This window comes from Bacillus sp. GMs2/2 (genome assembly GCF_050172095.1).
GTDB classification, from domain to species: domain Bacteria; phylum Bacillota; class Bacilli; order Bacillales; family Bacillaceae_G; genus Bacillus_A; species Bacillus_A cereus.
This window is the reverse complement of the sequence record NZ_JBNLYE010000121.1, coordinates 1-12,114: the sequence shown is the minus strand read 5'-3', so window position 1 is coordinate 12,114 and position 12,114 is coordinate 1. Positions and strand designations below refer to the sequence as shown.

Genomic DNA, 12,114 nt, shown 5'->3' with positions numbered 1-12,114 from the left:
CATAGATTTTCGAAATTTTTTCTATTCATTCCATCATTTGATTACGGAGGGGTTATTCATGTCTGTATTTACACCAGAAGAAATTACGGAACTTGCTGCGAATTCAGGAAGGAAAAAAGCTCATTTATCATTGCTCCCTATGCTAATTCTTGGTTTTTTTGGTGGCGCTTTTATCGCATTAGGGTATTTACTCGATATTCATGTTATTGGGACAATGCCAAAATATTGGGGATCATTTTCTAGTTTTCTAGGCGCTGCTGTATTTCCTATTGGTCTTATTCTCGTTATTCTTGCAGGCGGTGAACTAGTAACCGGTAACATGATGACAGTTTCTATGGCCTGGCTCCAAAAGAAAATTACTTTATTTTATTTCATACGAAATTTAGTTATTGTTACATTTAGCAATTTCATAGGGGCTGTATTTGTAGCCTACTTTTTCGGTCATATCGTTGGCTTAACTGAGGGAGCTTTTTTAGCGAAAACTATTTCTATCGCTCAAGCGAAACTACAAGATACGCCATTGCAAGCATTTATTTCTGCAATCGGATGTAATTGGCTCGTTTGTTTAGCTGTTTGGCTCAGTATGGGAAGTAAAGAATTTATCGGAAAGATTATCGGTATTTGGTTCCCGGTTATGACTTTTGTTGCGATTGGATTTCAACACGTTGTAGCCAATATGTTTGTCATCCCAGCCGCGATTTTTGCCGGTCATTTCACTTGGGCTGAATATTTTCCAAACTTTATTTTTGTTTTCTTTGGAAATTTAGTAGGAGGTATGTTATTTGTAGCACTACCTTACTTCATATCTTATAATAAGAAACTACCTGCTCATCAAGAGAAGACTGAAATGAAGAACAAATCTCTGTCCGCTTAAATGGATGTCTATAAAGTGCCCTAAAAAATATTACAAATTTCATTTTTTTTGCGAATATATGTACGTACACTTGTTCTCGAATGTTTTATACGTTATAATAACAACTTAAATAGCATTATTTACATATGAGGTGAAAAACATGAACAAAACAGAATTAATTAAAAACGTAGCACAAAATGCTGAGATTTCTCAAAAAGAAGCTACTGTAGTTGTACAAACTGTAGTAGAATCAATCACTAACACTTTAGCTGCTGGTGAAAAAGTACAACTTATCGGATTCGGTACATTCGAAGTTCGTGAAAGAGCTGCTCGTACAGGCCGTAACCCACAAACTGGTGAAGAAATGCAAATCGCAGCTTCTAAAGTACCTGCTTTCAAAGCTGGTAAAGAACTAAAAGAAGCTGTAAAATAATGAAAAATATCCTTCTCATTTATGAGAAGGATATTTTTTTCATAACATAATTAATAAAAATCTGACCATTATGTTGTTTCTTTTGTTCTTTTATGCAAATAAAATCTTTACTTTCAAAAAAAGGTTTTGCGGTAATGCTCGCCTCTGTATATATCTCCCTATGCCCTAGGTTCACTGCTTCTTTTTCTAACTTCTGTAGTATGTATGAAGCGACTCTTTTCCCTTGATAATCTTTATGCGTAAATAAACGATCTATGTAACGATCATCGTTATAATCCCCAAACCCCACAATCACACCTTTATGATCCGCTACATAGCTAATATTCTTTTCTAAAGACTGTAACCAATTTTCTCTATCTAGTCGCTCCGGTGCCCACGCCTGTAGCTGTAACTCATTATAATCTTTTGCATTAACCGTATGAACTGTTTCATAGAACAATTGTAATACTTGATCTAAATCTTCTTTCTGGAATGTTCTAATTATAATATCTTTTAACATATATAAGTCTCCTTACGAAACTACCTCTTAACTTTTCTACTACATACGATTCTATATTTCTGCTTTATTATATCGTTTTAATTTCTATACGAACAAAAAAACAATACTTATTCAAGTATTGTTTTTTAATTCTATTCAATTACTTAATGTAGCTTTTTAAGGTTTTAATTTAACTCTTTGTAATCGTAATGCATTTAATACAACGGATACAGAACTAAATGCCATTGCTGCTCCAGCAACCCAAGGGGCTAAGAAACCTAATGCCGCAATTGGAATTCCTAACGCGTTATAAGCTAATGCCCAGAATAAATTTTGTTTAATATTTCTTATCGTCATTTTACTCATAAAGATCGCATCAGCAATACTATTTAAGTCACCGCGGATTAACGTTATATCCGCTGCTTCCATCGCTACATCCGTTCCCGTTCCAATTGCCATACCAATGTTCGCTGTAGCAAGAGCAGGAGCATCATTTATCCCGTCTCCAACCATCGCTACTTTCTTACCTTGTGCTTGGAGTTTTTTCACTTCTTCTGCTTTTCCTTCTGGTAATACTTCTGCAATTACGTGATCAATACCAACTTGCCCCGCAATTGCCTGAGCAGTTTGTGTATTATCTCCTGTAATCATAACAACGTCTAGACCCATTTTCTTAAGTCTTGCGATAGCTGCTTTTGAAGTATCTTTTACAGTATCTGCAACGGCCACTATACCAGCATATTCTTTATTGATCGCAATAAGCATCGCTGTTTTTCCTTCTCGTTCTAGCGCTTCCATCGATTTAGAAACTTCTTCAATATTAATATCGAATTTCTTCATTAATCGACGTGTACCAATTAATAATTGTTTCCCTTCTACAACGGATTCGATACCGAATCCCGGAATCGCTTCAAACGTTTCTGAGCTTGGGATATCAATTTTCTTTTCTTTAATTCCTTCTACAATTGCTTCTGCAAGTGGGTGTTCAGAATTTTTTTCTGCCGCACCTACTAAACGTAGTATTTCTGCTTCATGGAATCCATCTGCTACCATTACATCTGTTAACACCGGTTTCCCATTTGTCACTGTACCCGTTTTATCTAGAATAACTGTATCTAATCGGTGCGTTGCTTCTAAATGCTCTCCACCTTTAAATAAAATACCATACTCAGCCGACCTTCCTGATCCCGCCATAATAGACGTAGGTGTTGCAAGACCTAATGCACACGGACAAGCGATAACAAGTACTGCTATCATTTTCTCAAGTGCTCCGCCAAAATCACCAGGTGTAACAAATATCATCCATACTGCAAATGTGATAATCGCAATCACAACTACAACCGGTACGAAAATACCTGAAATTTGATCTGCTACCCTTTGAATAGGAGCTTTTGAACCTTGTGCTTCTTCTACTACTTTAATAATTTGAGCTAATGCAGTATCTCTTCCTACTTTAGTTGCTTTCACTTTTAAAAATCCATTTTTATTTATTGTCGAACCTATTACTACATCCCCAATTGACTTATCAACAGGAATACTTTCACCCGTTAACATCGATTCATCAATTGCTGACTTTCCTTCTACAATCTCACCATCTACTGGTATTTTTTCACCAGGCTTTACATAGACGATATCACCAGCTACTACTTCTTCAATCAAAATTTTTATTTCTGTTCCATCTCGCACAACTGTAGCTGTCTTCGCTTGTAAACCCATCAATTTTTTAATTGCTTCTGATGAGCGCCCTTTTGCTTTCGCTTCAAATAATTTACCTAAAATAATTAATGTAATAAGTACCGCACTCGTTTCAAAATATAAATCTGTCATATGTTTCGAAGAACCAATAGATTGAATACTTAAATATACACTATAGAAATACGCGGCCGACGTTCCAAGCGCCACGAGAACATCCATATTCGCACTTTTATTACGTAACGCTTTATAAGCTCCAACATAAAACTGTCCACCAATGATAAATTGAACAGGAGTTGCAAGTGCTAGTTGCACCCAAGGGTTCATTAACATATCTGGTAAATAAATAAACGACGTAAATGAGAAATGACTAACCATTGCCCATAATAATGGGAAAGATAAAATAAACGAAATAATAAACTTCTTCTTTTGTCTTTCAATTTCTTGTAATCGATGATCAGTTGATGCATCTTGATCATCTGGTTTCACTTCTAATTTATATCCTAGCTTCGTAATCGCGCTCTTCATTTCATTTACATTAACTTCATCATGATTAAAGTCTACTGTAGCTGATTCTAAAGCAAAATTTACTGTCGCTTTGTTCACACCATCTAACTTATTTAAACGCTTTTCAACTCTATTTGCACATGCTGCACATGTCATTCCTGAAACAGTAAATTCAGCTTTATCACTTACAATTCCATATCCTAACGCTTCAACTTTTTCTTTAAATTGTTGTAGATTTGTTTTAGTTGGATCGTACATTATTTTTGTTTTTTCAAGCGCAAAATTTACATTTGCCTCATGAACACCTTCTACTTTTTTTAGACCTTTTTCAATTCTATTTGCACATGCCGCACATGTCATTCCTGATATTTGAAGATTGGCCTCTTTTTGTTCATTCATGTCTCTCACCTCTATATACCCTTATGAGGTATAATTATTAGCAAAATAAATCGTACTTCGTTTAAAGTACGATTTATTTCCATATCTAAAAATAATTATTGAACATCGTATCCTTGGTCTTCGATTACAGCAACGATATCTTTTAATGTTACGGCAGACGAGTCGATAGTAACTTCAACAGTTCCTTCTGCTAATTGAACCTTCACTTGTTCAACACCGTTTAGCTCTTTCACACTGCTTTCGATAGCATTTACACAATGTCCACAAGACATACCTTCAACTTGTAATGTTAACTGTTCCATTTAAAATCCTCCTCTTGTTTCTTCATTCTTTGTTAATCACAATTACATCTTACCATACCCCCCTAAGGTAATCAATGGTTTTGTATCATGATTTTTCAATTATTTTCTAAAAGTTTATTTTACACACACTTTTTCACATCAATACCCCGAAATCTTATTATGAAGGTAAACAAAAAAACAAGCCAGTGACATACTAGCTTGTTTTTACGCTTTTGAAAAACGTTCAAATACAGTCATTAATTCTTCAATTGCTTCGTCACCATTGCCATCTTTAATAGCACCTGAAACACAATGACTTGTATGGTTTTTTAATACACCCATTCCTACTTTTTTCATCGCTGCATTAATCGCTGAAATTTGCACTAAAATATCCACACAATAGCGATCATTTTCAATCATATTTTGAATACCGCGGACCTGTCCTTCAATCCTCTTTAATCTATTTATAATTTGTTCTTTTTCTTTTTCTGATCTATGTGTTACCACTTCATGCTCTTTATGCCCCATATTATCACCTTCTTAAAGTTTCTCTTCATCCAATAAAACAATTGCTTTTACGAGTATACCAATTATAGCATTAATTATCTATGTATGATACCCCATATGAGTATATTTCCGCTCTAAGCTTATTCTTAACAATTTATTAGCTTCTCAGTCTCAATTTTCATGATACCCTTTCTTTTTTCAAAAAAACATTACATTCTCCATCAGAACTTAATAAAGTAAAATGTTTAATCACTTTTGTGCTATGTTCTTCAACTAAAGCCTCCATTAATGTACATTCCCTAACCATTTCTCGTTGCAAATATAAAAGGGCTACCTTAGTAGCCCTTAATAAAATAATTAATTTTCATCAGTTATAAAATATGTAGTTGTAAAGAGTACAATTTCTTAGTTTTCAAAGTTATTCTTTTACAGGAATAACAGCACCGTTATATTCCTTATTAATAAAATCTTCAATTTCTTTCGAATGTAATACTTCTACAAGTGCTTTAATTTCTTTCTTATCTTTGTCACCTTTACGAACTGCAACTACGTTTACATATGGCGAATCCTTACCTTCAAACGCAATTGCATCTTTTCTTGGATTTAATTTTGCATCAATTGCATAGTTAGCATTAATTAAAATAGCATCACCTTCTTTATTTTTATACATTTGTGTTAATAAACCAGGTTCAATGTCTGTTTTGAATTTTAAATTTTTCGGATTTTCTGTAATATCTTTTACGGTTGCTTTTACAGGATCTATACCATCTTTAATTTTTAAAATACCTTCTTTTTGTAAAATTGCTAAACCACGTCCATGATCAGTAATTGCATTACTCATAATAATTGTTGCACCATCTGGAAGCTCTTTTAGATTTTTATATTTTTGAGAATATAAACCGATTGGTTCAATGTGTATTTTTCCAGCTACTTCAAAATCATATTTTTTGTCTTTCATTTCTTTCTCTAAGAATGGAATACCTTGGAAATAATTTGCATCTAATTCTTTATTCGCCAATGATTTATTTGGTAATACGTAGTCTTGGAATTTTTTAATTTCTAGTTCTACACCTTTTTTCTCAAGTAATGGTTTTGCTTTTTCCAAAATAACTGCATGAGGTACATTAGAAGCACCGACAACAAGCTTATCTTCACTTTTACCTCCACAAGCAGTTAAACCAAAAATTGCCGTTGTAATAAGTCCTGATAGTAATAGTTTTTTCATGTTGTAAACACCCTTCTTCTTTTATGTATTTATTTATTAATTCACGCTGTAACAAATCAATAATCCATTTTATTAGAACAACACTAGGACATGCACAAATTGGTTCATTGATTTTCACATCGTTATTCCTCCTGCACACGGACTGTATAAATCTCTCTATTTTCCTCCAGAATAGTCTTTACTCACAGTCGAGAACAATAAAAAAACCTTTCTGCCCTTAGAATGAGCAGAAAGGTTTGTATGCATATATCGATACTATCCCTTTCTCTCATCTCTCAAAGCATTTGCTTTGCAGGAATTAGCACCATTTCAATGTAAAAATTGATGGTTGCTGGGTTTCACAGGGCACAGTCCCTCCACCTCTCTAGATAAGAGAAATCAGATTTAATTTTCATCTGATTCGAAATCTATTAAATTATCTATATTTTATGAATTGAATTTTATCAACATAAACTCGTTATGTCAATAATTGTTTATGAAAAAACTTCAATCACAAATATAAAAGTCTCAATTCACATGTGTAAATTGAGACTTTTTTCTTCCTATATATAGTTATTGCTGATCGCATACTTTTGTATCATTCACTACTGAAGTTCCTTCAACGGTTACCGTATGAAAACAGTCATTTACTCGAACTGTTACAACATTATCTTGCCGATCAATGATATGATATTCATTAAAATTTTTATTCAGAGCACTGCGAATTTGTTCTCCTTCATAAATTGGGATGCCATGCGATAAAACCCAAATAAGTCCAGCGATAGCAAGAATAGTTTTCATACGATCTACCTCCTTGGGAATATAGTGAACTTTTAATCCATACTTTTTCAGCTCTACAAATCATGATCGGAATAAACCAAGCCTTTTTGGAAATAAGTTCATTTCGTCTATTTTATGTTTATGCTAATTGTGACCGTTTTGTGACAACTTTTTGTCTCTTTAGACGAAAAGTTGAAACAAAACTTTCAAAAAGGACAATTCTACATATCAAAAAAGGTTATGGAATGTTTCATCCATAACCTTTTTTCCTATACGTAACTAATAAATCTCAATCCTTTACTTAAAGAAGTCGGCACAACAGATGCATGATTCTCCCCTTCAGCTTCATAAAACTTAAATTTAAGTTTATCGTGGTTTACTTGGAGAAGGCGCTCTGATAATTCATTTGCGCCTACAACCATATGCTCTCGTTCTAGTGACCCAACTGTAAGGAACACTCCTGTTTCAAACTTAGCATTGTTTAATTCATGTATAAGGTTCTCTTCTTTTTCAAGTACGGATTGGTTATTCCACCATATAGATGGACTACTAATAAAATAATTTTGAAAAGCATTTAAGTTTGTAAATAGTATATAAAGAGCAAATAGTCCACCTAAAGAATGTCCAAATAACGTTTGCTTACTTTTATCGATCTCAAAATTCTTTTCAATTTGTGGTTTCAGTTCTTCTTCAATAAAAGTAAAGAAATTATGTGCTCCTCCTGTTTTAGGCCACGGTTTACCGTCTGGTTTTAAAGGGGCATCTTTTGAAATTACGCTAGGCGTAAAATCATAACATCTTTCTTCCCCTGAAAATGCGCCTTCAATTGGATAACCCAATCCTACTATAACAGCTGGTGAAACACCGGTTTTTTCCGCTCTTACTGATTGTATTTTAACTGCTTCATGAAATGTTTGAAAAAAGGCATTGCCATCTAATACATAAATGACAGGATATCCTGAATCCGGTGCTGGTTGCCTCGGCTTTGAAATATGAATTTGATATTCCTTACCTTCTAATTTTGAATACATTTTCCACTGTTCTGTATTAGATGTTATAATCTGCTGTTTTTCAACTGTAGTATTCACCCTATCCCCCCCTTTTTAACTTGTTACATATATTTCGATTTTTTCTTCTTGAGATACAACGCTATCATAACCGAAACAAACAGGAGCCCCGTTATACGGATCTATCATGACACGTGCATCAATATGAAATACTTCTTTTAATACTTCATTTGTAATGATTTCTTCTGGGCTACCAGTTGTAACAATTTCTCCTTCCTTCATTGCAATAATTTCATCTGAAAACCTTGCTGCATGGTTAATATCATGTAATACCATAACAACCGTACAATTATGTTCTTTATTTAACTTCTCCACAATTTGTAATACATCTAATTGATGAGACATATCAAGGTATGTAGTTGGCTCATCTAATAGCAACACTTCTGTCTCTTGTGCTAATGCCATCGCTAGCCATACCTTTTGTCTTTGACCACCTGATAAATTTGCAATTTGTCTCGTTCGAAATTCAGAAGTTTTCGTTATATTTAATGCCCAATCAATCATTTCTTTATCTTTTGTCGTTAACTTATTTACGTTATTTCGATGTGGATAGCGTCCATAAGAAATTAATTCTTCCACTTTAAGTTCACCTGGTGCAATTGGAGTTTGCGGTAGTAAAGCTAACTGCTTCGCAATTTCTTTCGTTGAAATTGTATGTAAATCTTGCCCTTGTAAATATACTTTTCCGCTTTTTTGTTTTAAAATTCTTCCCATTGTTTTTAACAATGTTGATTTACCGCAACCGTTCGGACCTATAATTGTCGTTACTTTTCCTTCTTGTATTTCCACATTTAAATCGCGAAACACTGTAAGCTTTTCATAACTTGTTTCTAAATTTTTTGCACTTAAAATACTCACTTTTATTCCTCCTCTTACGCTTTCGCCTTATAAAGTAAATATAAGAAATACGGTACACCGACAATAGAAATAACGATTCCAACTGGTAACTCTACAGGTGTGAAAACTGTTTTTGCAATAAAGTCTGAGGCAACTACAAGAAACATTCCGATTACGCCGCACGTGGGAATTATATACTTATGTTGAATACCGACAAGTCTTTTCGCTATATGCGGTGCCATTAAGCCAATAAAACCGATACTCCCTGAAACAGCAACACATGCACTCACAAGCCCGATACTGCTTAATAATAAAATCGATTTCTCTCTTTCTACTGAAACACCTAAACTTGTAATACTCGTTTCTTCCAATTGAAATAAATCTAGTAAATATGCTTTCTTTTGTATAAGTGGAATTAAAATAATAAGCCATGGTAACATAGCCACAATATACTTCCAGTTCGCACTATATATGCTTCCAGAAACCCACACTGCAGCCATCTCGAAATCAGTTGACTTCATTTTGAGTGATAAGTACATAGAAAAGGCCCCAAATCCTGATCCAATTGCAATCCCTGTTAATAAAAGTCGCTGCGAATCTAACTTACCGTTTTTCCAAGAAAAAAGATAGATGATAATAGCAGCACCTAATCCGCCGACTAAACCAAACATTGGCATCATCATAATAGAAACCCAGTCTGTGCTTTTTAATTGTCCTTGAAAGAAAAACATAAAAATGACGATCGCTGTTCCCGCACCGGCATTTACTCCTAAAATACCTGGGTCTGCCAATCCATTTCTCGTAATCCCTTGAATAACGGCACCCGCAACACCAAGGCCTAATCCTACTAATCCAGCAATTACGATACGTGGAAGACGAAACTCAAAAATAACTAAATCATGTTCTGGTACTGGATCAATTCTAAAAAGTGTTTTAAACACATCTGTAATCGTAATGTCGAACGTACCATTTGTTAAACTAATATAAATAGCACATAGTATTAAAAATATAATAATCCCCATCGTCATTCCGAAACGTTGACTTGAATTTTTAAGCATGTCTCTCTCCTCCTCTTGTACGGATTAAATAAAGGAAGAAAGGAATTCCAATTAAAGATGTTACGACTCCAATTGGCGTTTCAAATGGATAATTTACAAATCTACTTAAAACATCACATAACGCTAAGAAAACCCCACCAATAACGCCTGCACATGGCAATATCCATTTATAATCTACTCCAATTATAAAGCGGGTAATGTGCGGAATAATTAAACCTACAAAACCAACTTTTCCTACTAAAGCAACTGCTGTTCCTGTTAAAAAAATTACCGATAAAATTGCCATCGCTTTAACTAGTTTTGTACGCTGTCCTAAATTAATAGAAACCTCTTCGCCTAATGAAAGAATGGTAATAGATTTTGATATTAACAATGCTAAAATTATTCCAATTATCCCAAACGGTATCGTAATTTTAATTATATTAGGATCTACTTGATCTAACTTTGCATTAAACCAAAAACTAACATTTTGAGAAATTTGGAAATACGAAGCCATGGCAGCCGATACACTGCTTAAAAATGTTCCAATAACTGTTCCGATAATTGCTAACCTAACTGGTGATAAGCCATTTTGAAGGAGCGAACCAAAACCAAACACGATACCGGCTCCGAGTGCAGAACCAATCATTGAACATACAACCATACCAATTGATGACATTCCTGGAAGAAAAATCATACAAAGTGTAATAACAAAGGCAGCACCATCCGTCACACCCATAATAGAAGGGGATGCAAGATAGTTTCTTGTCATCCCCTGCATAAGTGCTCCTGATATGGCTAGAAATGCTCCGACTAAAAGAGCTGCAACTACCCTTGGTAAACGTGAAGTAATAATAATATTATGATTTACATCACTTGAATCAAAATGAAATAATGCGTTCCACACTGTTTCAGCATCAATACTTTTCGCCCCATACAAAATCGAAAGTATAACTGTAAATAAGATGAGTATGGGTGCTATACATAATATAGTTACTGGTACTGCATTTGTTTTCTGCATATCATTCAACGCACCTTACTTATTGTATTATTTAGATAAATTTTTCACTGCTTCTTTTAAGAAGGCAGTTTTACTCCAAGCAGTACCACCTTGTGCCATTGGATCTACAACGTTTACAAATACTTTCTTTTCCTTCGCAGCATTCATACTTTGCCAAATTGGATTACTTTCAATTTCTTCTAACACTTTTGGATTTTTATTTTCACTTGCCTCATATTGTAAGAAAATATAATCTGGGTTAAGTTCAGCAAGTTTTTCAAATGAAATTTTCTCTTGTGCTTTTACAGTTTTCAATTGTTCTGGAGCAGTTAGTCCAAGATCTTTATAAATTACAGGGTTGAAGTATACTCCTTCTGGATATAGGAATAATTCGTTTGCTCTTAGTCTAATGACAAGTACTTTTTTATCTTTTAACTTATCTCCTAGTTTTGCTTTTGCTTTTTCAGCGTCTGAATTGTAGTCTTTAATAATTTTTTCTGCTTTATCTTTTTTACCAGTTAATTCTCCCATTAACTTTAAGTTATCTTCCCAATTTGTTGAAACGTGTGATACCGGGAATGTAGGAGCTACTTTCGTAAACTTTTCAGCTGTTTCTGCTGGAAATTTCGTACTTGATGTAATCACATCTGGTTTTAATTGTAGTAATGTTTCGAAATTGGGTTGCATTTTCTCACCAACAGATTTCGCACCTTCTAACTCTTTTTCCAGGTACTTTGGTAGTTTACCACCTACAGTAATGGCACCAACTGGTTTAATTCCAAGTACTGCCGCATCTTCCATTGACTCTAAACTAGCTGTCGCAATTTTATCTACTTTTGCTGGCACTGTATATTCTTTACCTAAATATGTAATTTTTCGTTTTTCATCTTTTTTCGTTTCCGTAGCTTTTGTCTGTTGTTTTTGCTCGCCTGAAGTTTTATCCGCACTATTACATGCCGCTAAACCTACACTTAAAACTGTAACCATCCCTAAAGTAAATAATTTCTTGTTCATCTTTATATGTCTCCTCTCAAATTTT

13 protein-coding genes and 1 riboswitch are annotated in these 12,114 nt (G+C 34.1%); of the genes, 2 read left to right on the top strand and 11 right to left on the bottom strand.

Annotated features, from left to right (window positions below):
- Positions 1 to 58: 58 nt before the first annotated feature.
- Together ACQGS6_RS15850 and ACQGS6_RS15845 are read left to right on the top strand one after the other, a co-directional pair.
- On the top strand, positions 59 to 874 hold the full coding sequence (locus ACQGS6_RS15850) for a formate/nitrite transporter family protein (RefSeq protein WP_000110537.1): 816 nt from the start codon (positions 59 to 61) through the stop codon (positions 872 to 874).
- A 139-nt stretch (positions 875 to 1,013) separates the two neighbouring features.
- On the top strand, positions 1,014 to 1,286 hold the full coding sequence (locus tag ACQGS6_RS15845) for an HU family DNA-binding protein (RefSeq protein ID WP_001043904.1): 273 nt from the start codon (positions 1,014 to 1,016) through the stop codon (positions 1,284 to 1,286).
- A gap of 19 nt (positions 1,287 to 1,305) precedes the next feature.
- On the opposite strand, the gene ACQGS6_RS15840 is transcribed toward ACQGS6_RS15845, so the two are convergent.
- The 11 genes from ACQGS6_RS15840 to ACQGS6_RS15790 form a co-directional block, all read right to left on the bottom strand.
- On the bottom strand, positions 1,306 to 1,785 hold the full coding sequence (locus tag ACQGS6_RS15840; RefSeq protein WP_000910157.1) for a GNAT family N-acetyltransferase: 480 nt from the start codon (positions 1,783 to 1,785) through the stop codon (positions 1,306 to 1,308).
- A 156-nt stretch (positions 1,786 to 1,941) separates the two neighbouring features.
- Positions 1,942 to 4,362, bottom strand: coding sequence for a heavy metal translocating P-type ATPase (locus ACQGS6_RS15835; RefSeq protein ID WP_001005322.1), 2,421 nt, complete (start codon positions 4,360 to 4,362; stop codon positions 1,942 to 1,944).
- Between the two features lie 95 nt (positions 4,363 to 4,457).
- Positions 4,458 to 4,664 (bottom strand): copper chaperone CopZ, encoded by a 207-nt coding sequence (gene copZ, locus ACQGS6_RS15830; RefSeq protein WP_000436973.1) that lies wholly within the window; start codon positions 4,662 to 4,664, stop codon positions 4,458 to 4,460.
- A 204-nt stretch (positions 4,665 to 4,868) separates the two neighbouring features.
- The gene (locus tag ACQGS6_RS15825; protein ID WP_000509879.1) at positions 4,869 to 5,171 is read right to left on the bottom strand and encodes a metal-sensing transcriptional repressor; all 303 of its coding nucleotides are present in this window, start codon (positions 5,169 to 5,171) and stop codon (positions 4,869 to 4,871) included.
- A 397-nt stretch (positions 5,172 to 5,568) separates the two neighbouring features.
- Positions 5,569 to 6,375 (bottom strand): methionine ABC transporter substrate-binding lipoprotein MetQ, encoded by an 807-nt coding sequence (gene metQ / locus ACQGS6_RS15820; RefSeq protein ID WP_047386666.1) that lies wholly within the window; start codon positions 6,373 to 6,375, stop codon positions 5,569 to 5,571.
- A gap of 265 nt (positions 6,376 to 6,640) precedes the next feature.
- Positions 6,641 to 6,750, bottom strand: a riboswitch (SAM riboswitch).
- 177 nt (positions 6,751 to 6,927) lie between these two features.
- Entirely contained in the window at positions 6,928 to 7,155 is a 228-nt protein-coding gene (locus ACQGS6_RS15815) for a hypothetical protein (protein ID WP_000849103.1), read from the bottom strand.
- A 248-nt stretch (positions 7,156 to 7,403) separates the two neighbouring features.
- On the bottom strand, positions 7,404 to 8,222 hold the full coding sequence (locus ACQGS6_RS15810) for an alpha/beta hydrolase (RefSeq protein WP_001098703.1): 819 nt from the start codon (positions 8,220 to 8,222) through the stop codon (positions 7,404 to 7,406).
- A gap of 15 nt (positions 8,223 to 8,237) precedes the next feature.
- Entirely contained in the window at positions 8,238 to 9,059 is an 822-nt protein-coding gene (locus ACQGS6_RS15805; RefSeq protein ID WP_000025773.1) for an ABC transporter ATP-binding protein, read from the bottom strand.
- Between the two features lie 14 nt (positions 9,060 to 9,073).
- Positions 9,074 to 10,096 carry a FecCD family ABC transporter permease gene (locus ACQGS6_RS15800; protein ID WP_426965293.1) on the bottom strand — a complete coding sequence of 341 codons (1,023 nt, stop codon included), beginning with the start codon at positions 10,094 to 10,096 and terminating at the stop codon, positions 9,074 to 9,076.
- Positions 10,089 to 11,096, bottom strand: coding sequence for a FecCD family ABC transporter permease (locus ACQGS6_RS15795; RefSeq protein WP_001173058.1), 1,008 nt, complete (start codon positions 11,094 to 11,096; stop codon positions 10,089 to 10,091). The genes ACQGS6_RS15800 and ACQGS6_RS15795 overlap by 8 nt, the downstream gene beginning before the upstream one ends.
- A gap of 27 nt (positions 11,097 to 11,123) precedes the next feature.
- Positions 11,124 to 12,089, bottom strand: coding sequence for an iron-hydroxamate ABC transporter substrate-binding protein (locus tag ACQGS6_RS15790; RefSeq protein ID WP_001035506.1), 966 nt, complete (start codon positions 12,087 to 12,089; stop codon positions 11,124 to 11,126).
- Between the last annotated feature and the right edge of the window lie 25 nt (positions 12,090 to 12,114).

Coding starts and splice junctions, on each gene's coding strand:
- copZ (WP_000436973.1), bottom strand. CDS start 4,664: ATGGAACAGTTAACATTACAAGTTGAAGGTATGTCTTGTGGACATTGT.
- ACQGS6_RS15845 (WP_001043904.1), top strand. CDS start 1,014: ATGAACAAAACAGAATTAATTAAAAACGTAGCACAAAATGCTGAGATT.
- ACQGS6_RS15835 (WP_001005322.1), bottom strand. CDS start 4,362: ATGAATGAACAAAAAGAGGCCAATCTTCAAATATCAGGAATGACATGT.
- ACQGS6_RS15800 (WP_426965293.1), bottom strand. CDS start 10,096: ATGCTTAAAAATTCAAGTCAACGTTTCGGAATGACGATGGGGATTATT.
- ACQGS6_RS15840 (WP_000910157.1), bottom strand. CDS start 1,785: ATGTTAAAAGATATTATAATTAGAACATTCCAGAAAGAAGATTTAGAT.
- ACQGS6_RS15815 (WP_000849103.1), bottom strand. CDS start 7,155: ATGAAAACTATTCTTGCTATCGCTGGACTTATTTGGGTTTTATCGCAT.
- ACQGS6_RS15790 (WP_001035506.1), bottom strand. CDS start 12,089: ATGAACAAGAAATTATTTACTTTAGGGATGGTTACAGTTTTAAGTGTA.
- ACQGS6_RS15850 (WP_000110537.1), top strand. CDS start 59: ATGTCTGTATTTACACCAGAAGAAATTACGGAACTTGCTGCGAATTCA.
- ACQGS6_RS15795 (WP_001173058.1), bottom strand. CDS start 11,096: ATGCAGAAAACAAATGCAGTACCAGTAACTATATTATGTATAGCACCC.
- ACQGS6_RS15825 (WP_000509879.1), bottom strand. CDS start 5,171: ATGGGGCATAAAGAGCATGAAGTGGTAACACATAGATCAGAAAAAGAA.
- metQ (WP_047386666.1), bottom strand. CDS start 6,375: ATGAAAAAACTATTACTATCAGGACTTATTACAACGGCAATTTTTGGT.